The sequence below is a fragment of the Flagellimonas taeanensis genome, assembly GCF_003584105.1.
Classification (GTDB): Bacteria; Bacteroidota; Bacteroidia; order Flavobacteriales; family Flavobacteriaceae; genus Flagellimonas; species Flagellimonas taeanensis.
This window is the reverse complement of sequence record NZ_QXFO01000024.1, coordinates 24172-39404: the sequence shown is the minus strand read 5'-3', so window position 1 is coordinate 39404 and position 15233 is coordinate 24172. Positions and strand designations below refer to the sequence as shown.

Annotated in this window: 13 protein-coding genes; 10 read left to right on the top strand and 3 right to left on the bottom strand. The window is 46.4% G+C overall.

Annotated features, from left to right (window positions below; translation table 11 throughout):
- Positions 1-7 precede the first annotated feature (7 nt).
- From D2V93_RS12170 to clpX, 7 genes are all read left to right on the top strand, one after another.
- Complete coding sequence (locus tag D2V93_RS12170; protein WP_119619699.1) at positions 8-724, top strand: pyridoxine 5'-phosphate synthase; 717 nt, start codon at positions 8-10, stop codon at positions 722-724.
- Positions 724-1494 carry an alpha/beta fold hydrolase gene (locus D2V93_RS12165; RefSeq protein WP_119619698.1) on the top strand — a complete coding sequence of 257 codons (771 nt, stop codon included), beginning with the start codon at positions 724-726 and terminating at the stop codon, positions 1492-1494. Before D2V93_RS12170 ends, D2V93_RS12165 begins: the two co-directional genes overlap by 1 nt.
- 124 nt (positions 1495-1618) lie before the next feature.
- The gene (locus D2V93_RS12160) at positions 1619-3142 is read left to right on the top strand and encodes an SGNH/GDSL hydrolase family protein (RefSeq protein WP_119619697.1); all 1524 of its coding nucleotides are present in this window, start codon (positions 1619-1621) and stop codon (positions 3140-3142) included.
- Between the two features lie 80 nt (positions 3143-3222).
- Positions 3223-3567, top strand: a complete 345-nt coding sequence (locus D2V93_RS12155; protein ID WP_072878347.1) for a phage holin family protein — start codon at positions 3223-3225, stop codon at positions 3565-3567.
- A 99-nt stretch (positions 3568-3666) separates the two neighbouring features.
- On the top strand, positions 3667-4989 hold the full coding sequence (gene tig / locus D2V93_RS12150; protein ID WP_072878345.1) for a trigger factor: 1323 nt from the start codon (positions 3667-3669) through the stop codon (positions 4987-4989).
- Positions 4990-5079: 90 nt separating this feature from the next.
- On the top strand, positions 5080-5760 hold the full coding sequence (clpP, locus tag D2V93_RS12145) for an ATP-dependent Clp endopeptidase proteolytic subunit ClpP (RefSeq protein WP_072878343.1): 681 nt from the start codon (positions 5080-5082) through the stop codon (positions 5758-5760).
- A gap of 93 nt (positions 5761-5853) precedes the next feature.
- The gene (gene clpX, locus D2V93_RS12140; protein WP_072878341.1) at positions 5854-7089 is read left to right on the top strand and encodes an ATP-dependent Clp protease ATP-binding subunit ClpX; all 1236 of its coding nucleotides are present in this window, start codon (positions 5854-5856) and stop codon (positions 7087-7089) included.
- Positions 7090-7101: 12 nt separating this feature from the next.
- On the opposite strand, the gene D2V93_RS12135 is transcribed toward clpX, so the two are convergent.
- Both D2V93_RS12135 and D2V93_RS12130 read right to left on the bottom strand, forming a co-directional pair.
- A complete protein-coding gene (locus D2V93_RS12135) occupies positions 7102-7653 on the bottom strand; it encodes a dienelactone hydrolase family protein (protein WP_119619696.1) in 552 nt (183 codons plus the stop codon).
- A 171-nt stretch (positions 7654-7824) separates the two neighbouring features.
- The gene (locus tag D2V93_RS12130; protein WP_119619695.1) at positions 7825-9336 is read right to left on the bottom strand and encodes a GH3 auxin-responsive promoter family protein; all 1512 of its coding nucleotides are present in this window, start codon (positions 9334-9336) and stop codon (positions 7825-7827) included.
- A 96-nt stretch (positions 9337-9432) separates the two neighbouring features.
- On the opposite strand from D2V93_RS12130, the gene D2V93_RS12125 reads away from it, so the two are divergent.
- The 3 genes from D2V93_RS12125 to D2V93_RS12115 are packed head-to-tail and all read left to right on the top strand — an operon-like array spanning position 9433 to position 12335.
- Entirely contained in the window at positions 9433-10224 is a 792-nt protein-coding gene (locus tag D2V93_RS12125) for a DUF2797 domain-containing protein (RefSeq protein ID WP_119619694.1), read from the top strand.
- Between the two features lie 53 nt (positions 10225-10277).
- The gene (locus D2V93_RS12120) at positions 10278-11558 is read left to right on the top strand and encodes an APC family permease (RefSeq protein WP_119619693.1); all 1281 of its coding nucleotides are present in this window, start codon (positions 10278-10280) and stop codon (positions 11556-11558) included.
- A gap of 9 nt (positions 11559-11567) precedes the next feature.
- Positions 11568-12335 carry a DUF6090 family protein gene (locus tag D2V93_RS12115; RefSeq protein WP_119619692.1) on the top strand — a complete coding sequence of 256 codons (768 nt, stop codon included), beginning with the start codon at positions 11568-11570 and terminating at the stop codon, positions 12333-12335.
- A gap of 168 nt (positions 12336-12503) precedes the next feature.
- On the opposite strand, the gene D2V93_RS12110 is transcribed toward D2V93_RS12115, so the two are convergent.
- Complete coding sequence (locus D2V93_RS12110) at positions 12504-15212, bottom strand: AsmA-like C-terminal region-containing protein (protein ID WP_119619691.1); 2709 nt, start codon at positions 15210-15212, stop codon at positions 12504-12506.
- Between the last annotated feature and the right edge of the window lie 21 nt (positions 15213-15233).

The following is a 15233-nucleotide window of genomic DNA, read 5'->3' as shown; positions in this document are numbered from 1 at the left end:
GATCTTCATGACAAAGTTGAGCGTCAACATCAACAAACTGGCAACTTTACGGAATTCCCGCGGCGGCAATGTCCCCAACTTGATCATATCGGCCAAAGATATTGAGTCGTTTGGCGCACAGGGAATTACCATCCACCCCAGACCGGATGAGCGACACATTCGCTACCAAGATGCAAGGGACCTCAAGAAAATCGTTACCACCGAATTCAATATAGAAGGCAACCCGGTACCCAGTTTCATCGACCTGGTCTTGGAGGTAAAGCCCACCCAAGTCACACTCGTGCCCGATGCCGAGGATGCCATTACCTCCAATGCAGGATGGGACACCATAAAGCACAAGGATTTTTTGGTAGAGGTGATCAAAACGTTCAAGGAACATGGCATCCGGACCTCTATTTTTGTGGACCCCAGTGTGGAGATGGTGAAGGGGGCCGCCCAAACGGGCACGGACCGAATAGAACTTTATACCGAGAGTTTTGCCCATCAGTTTGCCGAAGGCCACAAAGAAAAGAGCATTGCTCCTTTTGCCGAAGCGGCCAAAATGGCACATGAACTCGGATTGGGCATCAATGCCGGGCACGACCTCAATCTGGACAACATCAAATTTTTCAAGGAAAACATACCCCACCTTTTGGAAGTTTCCATTGGACACGCCTTGATCTGCGAATCCATCTATATGGGACTCGAAAATGTGGTGAACATGTATCTACACCGACTGAAATAATGGAACTACTACATTCAAAAGTACTGGGAGAAGGAAAACCCTTTTTGATCCTACATGGTTTTTTGGGCATGTCCGACAACTGGAAGACACTGGGCGCCCAATATGCCGAAAATGGGTATGAAGTCCATTTGCTGGACCAGCGCAACCATGGCAAAAGTTTCCATTCCCTTGATTTTGATTATGAGCTGCTCGCCAAGGACGTGCAGGATTACATGGCACACCACAAAATCGGTTCGGCCATTGTGATGGGCCACTCCATGGGCGGCAAAACGGCAATGCAGTTGGCCACCTCCCATCCTGAACTGGTCTCGAAATTGATCATTGCCGACATTGCCCCAAAGTTCTACCCTCCCCACCATCAAGATATCGTCAACGGACTGGCCACATTGGATTTTGACCAAATATCCAGCCGCAGCGAGGCCGATGACATCCTTTCCAAAAGCATCAGGAATTTTGGCGTGAGGCAGTTCCTTTTGAAAAACCTGTACTGGGTGGAGCAAGGAAAATTGGGTTTCCGCTTCAATTTCGATGTGCTCAAGAATAAAATGGAAGAGATCGGGGACAATATCAATCCCACGGCTCTTTACGAAGGCCCTACCCTCTTCCTCAGGGGAGATCGTTCCGAATATATCCAGCCCACTGACCTTTCCGAAATCAAAAAACATTTCCCCAACGCCATTATAGAGACCGTGGACAATGCAGGACATTGGCTCCATGCAGAGAACCCCAAGCAGTTTTTTGAGAAGAGCCTCCATTTTCTAAATTCCTAAAATTTTACCCTTTTTATTATGCATGCATAATTTTTTCATCCATTTAATTGTCTGTATAACAATTTTGATATAGCTTTGATTAATTCTGGTTTTATCAGGAACTAACTCTAACAGATTATTCGATATGAAAAAGTTTTATGCCTTGCTTCCCTTTTTAGGCCTATTCTTAATTGCATGTGAGGATGATACGACCCCGACCAACCCACCAGGCCCAGACCCTGTGGACTATACCGCAGGAACAGCAGATTTTTCCAAATATGTTGCCGTAGGCAATTCCCTTACCGCAGGGTTCTCGGACAACGCCCTCTTCATTGATGGACAAGAGGCTTCCATGCCCAATATGTTGGCTGCCAATTTTGCCCTTGTCGGCGGAGGTGAATTTACAATTCCTTATATGGCAGACAACTTGGGCGGCGCGACCATAAACGGAGAAACTGACCTAAACATGGACGGCTCTCCCGATATAGGCAATCGATTGATCTTGAGCTTTGCCGCGGGACCCGCTCCCGTCCCCGTAGCCGGACAAGGAAGTACCGAAATCACCAATAAGCTTTCAGGTCCTTTCAACAATATGGGTGTACCAGGAGCAAAAAGCTATGAACTCTTGGCGCCAGGCTATGGTAGTTTAGCCGGTTTGGCCATAGGGGCAGCCAATCCTTACTTTGTGAGGTTCTCTTCTTCAGAATCAGCAACTGTTATTGGTGATGCTGCTGCACAGAACCCCACTTTCTTCACGTTGTGGGCAGGCACCAACGATGTTGTATTGTATGCCGTTGGCGGAGGTGCCGGAGAAGACCAATTGGGAAATCTGGATCCAAGCACTTACTCTAGGGACGATATCACCGACCCCAACGTGTATGCCAATGTGATGAACGGGATTCTTATGACCATGACAGCCAACGGGGCCAAAGGTGCCATTGCCAACATCCCCTACGTTACCGATATTCCCTATTTCACTACGGTACCACACAATCCCATCCCTTTGGATGCGAACACGGCTGCATTTTTGAACAGCGCTTCGGCCTATGGGGCATACAATGCAGGTCTACAACAATTACAGGCAATGGATGTGATTACCGAAGATGAATTGGCAAAAAGGACCATCACCTTTGCCGCAGGCGAAGGAAATGCCGTGGTCATCATTGACGAAGATCTTACCGACCTTACGGGGTTCAACCCAGCATTGATCAACATGAGACAAGCTACCGAAAAAGACCTTATGGTCCTTACCTCAAGAACGTTCATCGGCACCTTGGCCAATCCCAACGACCCCACATCCATTAATGGGGTGGCAGTGCCCTTGGCCGACAAATGGGTTTTGACCCCTGAAGAACAAAAAATGGTCAAGGACGCCACAGACGCCTACAACCAGACCATTTCCGCCCTTGCAACCACCTATGGCCTGGCCCTAGTTGATGCCAATGCCCTAATGACAAATATCAAAGCAAACGGTGTTCAATTGGCGGACGGCAGCACCGTAACAGCAGCCTTTGCCACTGGCGGAGGGTTCTCATTGGACGGTGTCCACCCGACCCCAAGGGGCTACGCCATTTTGGCCAATGCCTTCATTGCGGCCATCAACACCAAATTCGGATCAAATTTGCCCGGTGTAAATCCTTTGGATTATACTGGACTATATATTAACTAAGCAACATTTAATTTTATTATCTTAAAGGCACCGTTTCCACGGTGTCTTTTTTTATTATGTATAAAATCTAAAACAACCTTATGAAACTTATTTTGAGACTTTTATTGAACGCCTTGGCCGTTGTGATCCTATCCTATATCCTCCCCGGCGTGGGTGTGGACTCCATGTTTACCGCCATCATTGTGGCCGTTGTACTGAGCATCCTGAACTTTTTGGTCAAGCCCATATTGGTCATCCTCACACTTCCCATCACTGTGCTCACCCTAGGACTTTTCCTTTTGGTCATCAATGCCATCATCATACTTCTGGCAGCAAAACTTATCGATGGCTTTCAGGTCGTAAGTTTCTGGTGGGCCATCATCTTCAGCTTGTTATTGGCTTTTTTGCAGGCCATTTTGCACTCCATTTTGAAAGAGGATCAATAGAATTCATTTTGTTTGACATTCAAGCGTTTAAAAAGTTGCTGCCAAACCAAAAATGCATTACTTTTGCCACCCATTTTTGAATAGCAAATTAGGTAGGAGATGAATATTACTAAAGAGCAGATTGACGATCTTAATGCAGTTGTAAAAGTCGCCATAAGCAAAGAAGACTATCAGGACAAGGTAGAAAAAATCCTAAAGGATTACAGAAAACAGGCCAATATCCCTGGTTTCCGAAAAGGTCAAGTTCCCATGGGACTGATCAAAAAGCAATATGGCAAGGCCGTTTTGGTGGATGAAGTGAACAAACTGCTCCAAGACAACCTGAACAAATACCTTACCGAGGAAAAATTGGATGTACTGGGCAATCCCCTGCCCAAGCAACAGGAAAACTTTGATTGGGACAAGGACCATCTCGATTTTGAGTTTGAACTCGGACTGGCCCCCAGTTTCGATGTACAGCTCAAGACCAAAAAAGCGGTGACCCAATACAAAATTGTCGCCGACAAGAAAATGATCGACGAGCAAGTGGAACGCATCCAGAAACAATACGGAAAACTCGTCTCCAAAGGTGAAGTAGGAAAAAAGGATGAGGTTACCGGTACTTTTGCCAATGAGGCCGAGGACATTGACCACAAGACCACCATCGAGATAGACAAGATCAAGAGCAAAAAGGCCTTGGATGCCCTTACCGGAAAGAAAGTCGGCGAAGCCGTGACCCTTCCCACCAAGGGACTTTTCAAGGAAGACTATCTTTTGTCCAGCGCCTTGGGCATCAACCGTGACAAGGCTGAAAAATTGGATGTCACTGTCACGTTCACCATCGGGGAGATCAACGAGCGTGAACCTGCCGCTTTGGACCAAGACCTATTTGACAAATTGTTCGGAAAGGACAAGGTAACCTCTGAAAAGGAGTTGAAGGACCGTATCAAGGAAGATTCTGAAAAACAATTTGAGCAACAGTCCGATCAGAAGTTGTTGAACGACATCACTGAAAAACTGATCGAAGAGACCAAGTTTGAACTTCCTGCCGAGTTTTTGAAAAAGTGGATCCAGATCAGCGGCGAAAAACCACTTTCCGAAGACGAGGCCAAAGAAGAGTTTGAAAGATCAGAAAAAGGACTTCGGTACCAATTGATTGAAGGCAAGATCATCCAAGAGAACAACCTTCAGGTACAGTTTGACGAGCTCAAGGAATTTGCCAAGGGTTTTATCAAATCCCAAATGGCACAATATGGCCATTTAGATCCAAAAGATGAGGAACTGGAAGGCATTGCCGCCAGGGTACTGGGGAACCAGGACGAGGTCAGAAGGCTTTCGGAGCAGTTGATGAGCCAAAAACTATTGGACCTTTACAAAGAAAAGGCCAACCTCAAGGTAAAGGAAGTCTCTTACGACGACTTTATCAAGGAAGCATATAGCTAGGCTATCGCTAAAAGAAAAATAAGTATCTTTACGGTGCCGAAAAGCAACTTTTTCGGCACCTTTTTTTTAAGATAAATCGAAAGAAATCCTATGGATTACGGAAAAGAATTCAAAAAATACGCCACCCAGCACCATGGCATCAATAGCATGCATTATGACCAGATCATGAGCAGCATGTATCCCATGAACATGACCCCGAACATCATTGAGGAAAGGCAGTTGAACGCCATTGCCATGGATGTTTTCTCCCGATTGATGATGGACCGCATCATCTTTTTGGGCACAGGGATCAACGATCAGGTCGCCAACATTGTACAGGCCCAATTGTTGTTTTTGGAAAGTGCAGATGCTTCCAAGGACATCCAAATATATATCAACTCCCCTGGCGGAAGCGTGTATGCTGGATTGGGCATTTATGACACCATGCAGTTCATCAAACCCGATGTGGCCACCATTTGCACCGGTATTGCCGCATCCATGGCTGCTGTGCTGCTTTGCGCCGGGCAGGAAGGCAAAAGGAGCGGGCTTACCCACTCAAGGGTGATGATCCACCAACCGCTTTCCGGGGCACAAGGACAGGCAAGCGATATCGAAATTGCAGCCAAGGAAGTGTTGAAGATCAAGGACGAACTGTACCAGATCATCGCCAAGCATTCCGGCCAACCCTTTGACAAGGTTTATGAGGACAGTGACCGTGATTACTGGATGAAAGCCGAAGAGGCCAAGGAGTACGGAATGATCGATGAAATTTTGGCAAGGGACAAATCCTAATAATTTATAGTTTATTAAAAAACAACCACTTAGCGCAAACCAAAACCATTTTTTTTACGTTATTGTTGGTTGAATGCAGAATATTGATGAAGTATGGCAAAGGAAAATCTGGAATGTTCTTTTTGTGGTAGGAAAAAACCGGAAACCAATTTATTGATCGCTGGGCTTGATGCGCACATCTGCGATAGATGTATTGAACAGGCCCACAGCATAGTCGCTGAAGAATCCAAACAATCCAAGAACCAAGACCTCTCTTCCGAACTGGTCCTGAAAAAGCCCATGGAGATCCACGATTTTCTGGACACTTTTGTCATTGGACAGGAAAGGACCAAGAGGGTGATGTCGGTTGCCGTGTACAACCACTACAAAAGGCTTTTGCAGCCCAAGGGCAAGGACAATGATGTGGAGATCCAAAAGAGCAACATCATCATGGTAGGGCAGACCGGGACCGGAAAGACACTTATCGCCAAGACCATAGCCCGTATGCTCAATGTGCCCTTGGCCATTGTGGATGCCACTGTGCTCACAGAGGCCGGCTATGTGGGCGAGGATGTGGAAAGTATACTCACCCGTTTGCTACAAGCTGCGGATTACAACCTGGAGAAAGCGGAAAGGGGTATCGTATTTATCGATGAAATCGATAAGATTGCAAGAAAAAGTGACAACCCTTCGATAACCCGTGATGTTTCAGGTGAAGGTGTGCAGCAGGGACTGTTGAAACTTTTGGAAGGCACCGTAGTGAACGTTCCACCTAAAGGTGGTCGTAAGCACCCCGATCAAAAGTTCATCGAGGTAAATACCGAGAACATCCTTTTTGTGGCAGGTGGTGCATTTGACGGTATAGAACGCATCATCACCAAACGCTTGAACATGCAGGCCGTTGGTTATAGCGCCTCCAAAGCGGAGGACAAGCTGGACAGTGAGAACATTCTCCAATACATCATCCCAAAAGATCTGAAGGAATTTGGGCTCATCCCTGAAATCATAGGTAGGCTACCCGTGCTCACCCACATGAACCCGTTGGATGCCAAGACCCTTAGGGCCATATTGACCGAGCCCAGAAACGCCATCATCAAACAATACGAAAAGCTGTTTGACATGGACGGGATTTCGTTCACCATCACCGAACAAGCACTTGACTATATTGTAGAAAAGGCGGTAGAGTACAAATTGGGGGCACGTGGATTGCGCTCGCTCTGTGAAGCTGTGTTCACCGATGCCATGTTCACCCTGCCGAGCAGTGATGAAACAGAGTTTAAGGTCACCAAGGCCTACGCCGAGAAAATGCTTTCTTACGAGACCATCAAAAAACTGAAAGTGGTGTCCTAGACCCTAAAGGGTCTAGACCACTTTTTTGGTGACCACTTGTGTCACTTGTTCCAAAAGGGCCAAGCACACTTCTGAGATGATTTTTTCATCGGTGTAAAGACTATGCCCAAAATGGGGGACCACATTAAGGTCCACTCCTACCTCTTGTGCCCATTTTTGGCTGGGCATGAACTCATCGTATTCTCCATAGATCAAGTTCATGGGCACACGGGGCCTTTGATTTTCCAACCTGATCCTTGTGGCCGATATGGATGTAAGGGATTTCATGGGCAGGCCCTGAAGGGCTGCTCTATAAGCAATGGTACCTCCTGTACTGAAAGCCAGGTAATGTGCAGGTTTTGTCTCCTTTTTCAGCAATTGGGCAACTGCCGTATCAATTCCACCATCCACAAAGGCTTTATGGATATTCTCTTCCGTACCCAGCGGCACATCGATACCTCCTAGTTGTTGGCAATCGTGAAACACGATATCATAATACTGCTGAAGGTATCCAAAATAGGAAGCTATCCAAAGTCCTCTTTTAGCACCCCACATATCCGAGATGACTACCAGTTTTTCTGTCATTATTCAATGGTTTAGTGTTTGACAAAAGTTTGATGGGGGAAATTTCATCATTAAACGGAAATACTCCGCTTTTATTTGTTCAAAAGATTCGTTTACACGATAAAGGGTTCAAATCTACGAAAACGTTTTCGTAAAATCATCATACCTTTCCACATAATACAAACAACCTCTTTATTTCACGTTCATTTGAAGTAGTTCCTCAATGTAATTCCTTTCATTCGAGAGTCTTGGAATCTTGTGTTGGCCTCCCAATTTGTTCTTGGATTTCAGCCAATCGTGGAAGAGGTTTTTACGAGCCACATGCACTTTGGGCATTTTGAGGGTAATGTTGTTGTACCGCTTTGCCTCGTAATCTGAGTTCAGCGATTTTAGTGCATTGTCGAGGGATTCAATAAAATGGGGTACATCCTTCGGGGGTTTTCTGAATTCTATGATCCATTCGTGAGCCCCTTTTTCCTTATCGGTCATGAATATGGGTGCCGCCGTGTAGTCCATGATCTCGGAATCGGTGGTTTGACAGATCTGCCGCAAGGCCTCCTCAGCATTTTCAATGATCAACTCCTCCCCAAAGACATTGATGTGGTGTTTGGTACGCCCCGTAATCCTGATACGGTACGGATTTTTGCTGGTGAACCTTACCGTATCCCCGATCTTGTAGCGCCAAAGCCCTGCATTGGTCGTGATCACCATCGCATAGTTTACCCCAATCTGTACCTCCCACAAAGGAATGGCCTTTCCATCTCCTTCTGGTCCCATCGGGATGAACTCATAGAAAATGCCATAGTCCAACATCAACAACAAATCATCCGAATTGTTTTGGTCCTGGATGCCAAAAAATCCTTCGGAGGCATTGTAGGTCTCATAATAATTGAAGCTCTTGCGGGGCAACAATTTTTTATACTGGTTACGATAGGGCGTAAAGCTCACTCCCCCATGAAAATAGACTTCCAGGTTTTCCCAGATCTCGAACAAATGGTTCTTGCCCGTTTTCTCCAAGACCTGGTTGAGCAATACCAACATCCACGAAGGGACGCCCGCCAAACTGGTGACATTTTCTTGGATGCTCTCCTCTATGATGGCCTCCAATTTGGATTCCCACTCGCTCATCAGGGAAACCTTGTTGCTGGGTGTACTGCTGTATTCTGCCCAAAGAGGCATATTGTCTATCAAAATGGCGGACAGGTCCCCGAAAAAGGTCCCGTTGTCCTCATAGAGTTCCTTGCTCCCTCCCAACCTGAGGCTCTTTCCCGTAAACAATTGGGAGTTCTCATTATTGTTCAGGTAGAGGCACAGAAGGTCCTTGCTAGACTTGTAATGGCAATCCTCCAAGGCCTCGTTGCTCACCGGGATGAACTTGCTCTTGGCATTGGTGGTGCCACTGCTCTTGGCAAACCATTTGATGGTGGTGGGCCAGAAGAGGTTCTGTTCACCTTTACGTGTGCGTTCTATCAATGGGGCCACGTCTTCATAGCTTACCAATGGCACTCTGTTGCAGAATTCTTCATACTTGGGCAAATCCTTGAACCCATACTGTTTGCCGATCATGGTGTCCTGGGAAAAATCCATCAACTGTCTCAATACCTCATCTTGGACATCCAAGGGGTACTTCAAAAAAAGCTCTATCTGGTGATAACGCTTTTTCAATAACCAAGAAGCTATGGAATTGAATAATGGTATTGGCATTTTTAGGTATCTTTAACCGAGAATTTAGCAAGGTGTAACCGCTAAAATAGCTTTTCTGGCTTTCATTTTCAAATTAGAAACAAACATTCATTCCACATGCTATACGAAGGAGTCCTACGCAAAATGCAAACCGAAAACGGGAGGCCCATCCAGTACTTTTTGGTCTTCGACAACGATTTTCTGAACATGAACCAAGCGTTGGGCAAACAGCTCCAAATCGATTTCATCAAGTTCCAATGCTTGAACTGTGGGGAGGACAGGCCCATCTATAGACAGGGGTTCTGCAAATCCTGCTTTTACGAGACCCCCCGTGCCGGCGATTGGATCATGAAACCTGAACTGAGCACCGCACATCTGGACAAGGAGGACCGCGACCTGGAATATGAGAAGAAGATGCAGCTACAGCCGCATATTGTATATCTGGCCAATTCCAGCAATATTAAGGTGGGCGTTACCCGAAAATCGCAAGTGCCCACCCGCTGGATCGATCAAGGGGCACACGAGGCCATCGAAATTGTGGAGGTACCCAACCGGTATTTGGCCGGGATCACCGAGGTGGCCCTCAAGGACCATGTGAGCGACAAGACCAGCTGGCAGAAAATGCTCAAAAACGATATTGAGGATGTGGACCTCGTGGAATGGCGAAACAAATTAAAACCCTTTATTCCCGACGAAGCGGCCAAATATTTCATCGAGAATAATGGGGAGACCCACCTTGATTTTCCCGTACTGCAATATCCCGAAAAGGTGAAAAGCCTAAACCTGGACAAAACACCCAGTTACACCGGAGTGCTCAAGGGTATCAAAGGGCAGTACCTCATTTTTGAGGATAGTACCGTGTTCAATGTACGGGGCAGTGAGGGATATTATGTGGGAATAAATTTTTAACCAAGACCTAAAGTGGCTTTGGTCCATAGGCACTTATCCAACCAAATCAGAAAATGGCCAAAAAAATAGGACTCCGGGAAGCGATATCCATTGGCATAGGCGGTATGGTCGGTGGGGGTATTTTTGCCGTGCTGGGATTAGCGGTTTCCTTGGCGAAGGGAGGCACACCCTTGGCCTTTCTTTTTGCGGGCATCATCGCCTTGGTGACCTCTTACAGTTATGTGAAACTCTCGTTGGCCTATCCAGATAGGGGTGGGACCGTAAAGTTCATCAATCAAGGTTTTGGCAGGACCATTTTCAGCGGCGGCATCAACAATCTCCTTTGGATAAGCTATATCATCATGCTTTCCCTATATGCTTCCGCTTTTGGCTCCTATGCGCCAAACTTGGTTTCGATTACAGGCGGTCCGATGGACTTTCACATTTTCGCCAGTGTGATCATCGTGTTGGCCTCTGCCATAAACTATTACAGCATCAAGGTGGTCGGTGCCATTGAATCCTATGCGGTGGTGATCAAACTGATCATCCTGATCTCTTTCATCGGAGTGGGCATCTATGGGTTGATGGACAATCCCAATCTGGGGCAATTATCCCCAGAAAATTGGGAAGCCCCCATCAAATTATTGACCGGAGGTATGGTCATTTTTGTGGCCTACGAAGGTTTTGAACTCATTGCCAATGCCGCTCCGGATATGGACGACCCTAAACGGAACATTCCAAGGGCCTATTACATATCGATCTTATTCGTGATTTTACTGTACCTCATCATTGCAGTGGTCACTGTGGGGTCACTTCCTTTTAAGGAAATTGCCACTGCGGAGGATTATGTGCTTGCCGAAGCGGCCAAACCCATGTTGGGCAAAGCGGGGTTCACCATCATTACGATCGCCGCGCTCATATCCACTTTTTCGGCCATCAACGCATCACTTTATGGAGGAAGCAGGGTAAGCTATGAAATTGCAGAGGATGACGAACTGCCCCACCAACTCACCTACCAACTTTGGAACCAGCCCATTGGTCTTTTCATCACCGCCATTCTTACCCTGACCCTGACCAATACCCTCCAATTGGAGAGCATATCAACGGCAGGGAGTATCGGGTTCCTTATCATTTTTGCCATGGTGAACTATGCCGGCTTCAAGCTGGCCCCACAGACGGGAAGCAATAAGGTAGTGCCCTTCATGGGCTTCTTTTTTTGTGGAATGGCCATGATAGTGCTCTTGGAGCAGCAATTCAGTTCAAATAAAATGGGAGTGATTGTGGCCGTATCCATTTTGGTGTCTTGCTTTGCCATAGAAGCTGTATACAAATGGGTCGAACGACAGAACAAATAATACCTAGGCATGCTCAAGTTTTTTAGAAAAATCCGAAGGGGACTGATCGCAGAAAAAAAGGTCGGCAACTATGTGCTCTATGCCATTGGTGAAATCGTGTTGGTGGTAATCGGCATTCTTATCGCATTGGCCATTGACAATGCCAACGAGGACAGCATCAAGCACAAGAAGGAACAGGTCTATCTCATCGGTCTGAAAAAGGAATTCGAAACAAGCCAAAACAAACTCAAGACCCTTATTTCTGTCAACAAAAAGAGTTATGAGGATTCCAAGACCATCATTGGTTTCATGCAGGACCCAAACGGCCTTCCCAATGAAGCGGAACTGGCCAACCTACTCTACAATGCCTTTGCTTTTGATATTTCCTATAACCCCAACAATTCGCTATTGGAAGAAATGATCAATTCGGGCAGCTTGAAGGACCTGTCCAACCCACAACTTCGGGTTTTGCTCACCAACTGGATTTCCAATTTGGATGATATTTCCAAACAAGAAGCTATGCTGGACCATGAGAGGGACCAGATCATCAACATGTTCCGAACGAACGAAAACAGCATCAAGACCATTTATGACCTCACAGGGGTTTCCAGTGATTTGGGACTTCCCATTGCCACGGAACAACTGAGCAACCTCGCCCTATTGCAATCCACCGAATTTGAGAACAATCTGTTGATGTTCATCCTCACCAGCATCACTACGGAAACCATGCACTACGCCCCATTGATGCAGAGCATGGATGAGATTTTGGCCACTATCGAGGGCGAAATCGAGGAATAAAAAAGGGTCTGTCTAAAAAGTGATCAAATTGTCATTTTGATCTGTCACCCTGAGCGCAGTCGAAGGGACAGTCGAAAAATCTTTATTGTTTAATTACCAAATAGTTGAATTTCAAAAAGATTCTTCATTTCATTCACAATGACACTTTTTAGACAGGCCCTTATAATTTTAGTTCACGGTATCTTTCTTCTTCTTGCCCAGCAATCCGCCCAACACGGATTTCGCTGCGTTCTTCACTTCATCTTCCTTGGCCGTGGTCTTGGTCGTATCGGTAGTGGTGGTCTTCTTGTCACCGCCTAGCAGGTTCCCCAACGTTTCTTTCACCCCGGAAGATTTGGTGGAAGTGGTATCGCCCTCGTTCTTTTTGAACACATCGGACAGCAGGTCCTTCGCCTTGTCCTTGCCTTGATTCACCAATTTTTGTTTTTGGATCTCCACCAGTTTTGTGGTCAAGGTCTTGACCCCAGAGGTCAAATCCGTGCTCACGGTCGGATTGGTGAAGTTCCCCCCGATATTTGCGGTAACAGGAACGGTGACTTCTCCCAAGCTATCATCATTCATTTGGGCGATGAGTTTGTTGACTTCCGCACCCAAGTATTTGGCCGGAACGTCCAAAGTGGCCTTGTATTCCAGTTGTTTTTCAAAACTATGGCTACCTGCCACATTGATGGCAATGTCCTTGTATTTCAACGTGAACGGTTTCACGCTTACGGTGCCGTTGTCAAAGCTCAGGGCCGTTTTTAGTCCATCCAGATTGATTTCCTTGGTGTTCAAAAAATTGAGCTTACTGTCCAAAGCAGAGACCAATGGCGCCTTTTGGGCATCCACCTTTGGTGACAACAGTTCGGCCAAAAGGTTTCCGGATATGGTCGCCAAATTGGGGGTAAAGTCATCCTTCAGGTTCCCCGAGATTTTGATGTCGGAATTAAGTTTTCCCTGAATGGCACTGGCCAAGGGCGTCAACACTTTGAACAGGTCCAATCCAGCAAAGGATTCCCCTATGTTGAAATTGCTCATGCCCAGGTCCACATCAAATGTAGAGTTGGCCTCTTTGGTAGAAACAGAACCCGATAAGCCCAATGTACCCCCAAAAAGATCAGAGGTAAGGTTCTGCACCGTAGCCGTTTCATCCTTGATCACCAAGGTTCCCTTCACGTTCTTCAGTTTCAGGTTGTCATATAATACGGTATTGGCCGCAGCCTCCACGGTACAGTCCAAAAAAGACGGTATCTTGATGCGTTCCTCTCCTGTGGGTACAGTCGTACTTTCCTTTTCATCTGTGGTGGTTTCCACTTCGGCCGTTTCTTCCATCATAAAATCGTTCAGGGCAAACTGGTTGGAGCTCAGTTTAAAGTTCCCCTCCACTTTTTCATCGTTGAACATAAAGCCCAACAAATTGGTCAGGGTTCCCGAAGCATTGAAATCGGTGCTTCCCGTTTTGCCCTCAAAAGAGTTTAGGGCAACTGTTTGGGGATTAAAGGTCATGGCAGCATTGCTAATGGCCACAGGGTTCTTCAGTTCCTCGGAAGCATATTCAAATCCAGTGAGCTGCATGTTGCCGCTCATCTTGGTGTTCTGGTACTGCTTTTTCTCCAAGGACTCCATATCAAAACTGGTGGTCACATCTGCATTCAAGATTCCTTTCAGATTATAATCATCGGGAACGGGATAGGCCTGTGAAATGTTGGCCAAATTGATCCGTCCGTCCATGTGGGCATCCACTTTGGTGTTGCCCATGAGCTCCCTGATCTTGGCATTCATGTTGAACTTGTCCTCGTCAATGGTAAAGGACAGCCTGTTGATATCCACATAGGTATCTTCGGTGATCCCCGTTTCGTTGTTAATCTCGGTATCGATAAACACATTGCGTACGGCTTTGGGCAGATCGGGATATTTGAAGGACGCATTGTCCGAATTGATCGCAATCTTGAACGTAGGGATGTGTTCGTCGTCCACAATGCCCTTGAACTGTCCGTTCACCTCAAAATTGCCCGTGGTCTGCACGGTCTCGATGTTCTTGGAGTAGGCCTCAGGAATCACGGCAAGGAAATTCTTGAAATCAGATGATAGCGTCTTGAAGGTGATGTCCACCTCTTGGTTGTTCTCATTGACCTTTACAAAGCCATCGAACACCAAGGGCAATTGGTTCACCAACGCCTTGTTCTCCAAAAAGGAATATTTGCTCTCTGCCAGGTCAATATCGATCAAGGCATCCAGATTGATCTTGTTCTTGTTCAGATACAGGGTGCTGTCCATCTCGAAGGAGACCAAGGCATCTGTCATGGTCTTCAATTGGGATTTTTCGAGGGATAGATCTCCGGTGCCGGAATGGTTCATCTCAGAAATGGCCAAACGCATTCCACTGGAAAGGTCATGGTACACAATCTCGGAATTGGTGATGCTATAGGAATCCATGTTCAGGCTGAAGTTGTCCCCAGATTCCTCGGTGGCTTCGGAAGGTGCACTTTCATCTTCCTTGGCAATGTCGTAATTGGCATTTTCGTTCTCGTCCACTTTGATGTTCAATTTGGCCCGATCCACATTGAATTTTTGGATAACGATGGGGTCATCGGCAGACTTGAAGAGTTCTTTGATGGACATGGTAAGCTCTATATCCCCCGAAGAAAACAGGGTATCGCCCTCAAACGGGGCCTTGTTTACCAGCGAAATGTTGGTGAGCTGCACATTGGCATTGGGGAAGCTCTTGAGAAGGCTCAAGCTCGCATCCTCAAAATCCAAAGTGGCATTGATGCTGTTGTTGACCTTATCCTTGATGATCTGTTCGATCTTTCCTTGAAGGAACAAAGGAATGGCCACAATAAGGGCGATGAGTACAAGTAGGGTTATAACGGTAATTTTCAGGACTTTTTTCTTCATACCAAGATGTTTTACAACAAA

Excerpts from the sequence above, each read along its gene's own strand:
- D2V93_RS12170 (WP_119619699.1), top strand. The coding sequence starts at position 8 with ATGACAAAGTTGAGCGTCAACATCAACAAACTGGCAACTTTACGGAAT.
- D2V93_RS12165 (WP_119619698.1), top strand. The coding sequence starts at position 724 with ATGGAACTACTACATTCAAAAGTACTGGGAGAAGGAAAACCCTTTTTG.
- D2V93_RS12160 (WP_119619697.1), top strand. The coding sequence starts at position 1,619 with ATGAAAAAGTTTTATGCCTTGCTTCCCTTTTTAGGCCTATTCTTAATT.
- D2V93_RS12155 (WP_072878347.1), top strand. The coding sequence starts at position 3,223 with ATGAAACTTATTTTGAGACTTTTATTGAACGCCTTGGCCGTTGTGATC.
- tig (WP_072878345.1), top strand. The coding sequence starts at position 3,667 with ATGAATATTACTAAAGAGCAGATTGACGATCTTAATGCAGTTGTAAAA.
- clpP (WP_072878343.1), top strand. The coding sequence starts at position 5,080 with ATGGATTACGGAAAAGAATTCAAAAAATACGCCACCCAGCACCATGGC.
- clpX (WP_072878341.1), top strand. The coding sequence starts at position 5,854 with ATGGCAAAGGAAAATCTGGAATGTTCTTTTTGTGGTAGGAAAAAACCG.
- D2V93_RS12135 (WP_119619696.1), bottom strand. The coding sequence starts at position 7,653 with ATGACAGAAAAACTGGTAGTCATCTCGGATATGTGGGGTGCTAAAAGA.
- D2V93_RS12130 (WP_119619695.1), bottom strand. The coding sequence starts at position 9,336 with ATGCCAATACCATTATTCAATTCCATAGCTTCTTGGTTATTGAAAAAG.
- D2V93_RS12125 (WP_119619694.1), top strand. The coding sequence starts at position 9,433 with ATGCTATACGAAGGAGTCCTACGCAAAATGCAAACCGAAAACGGGAGG.
- D2V93_RS12120 (WP_119619693.1), top strand. The coding sequence starts at position 10,278 with ATGGCCAAAAAAATAGGACTCCGGGAAGCGATATCCATTGGCATAGGC.
- D2V93_RS12115 (WP_119619692.1), top strand. The coding sequence starts at position 11,568 with ATGCTCAAGTTTTTTAGAAAAATCCGAAGGGGACTGATCGCAGAAAAA.
- D2V93_RS12110 (WP_119619691.1), bottom strand. The coding sequence starts at position 15,212 with ATGAAGAAAAAAGTCCTGAAAATTACCGTTATAACCCTACTTGTACTC.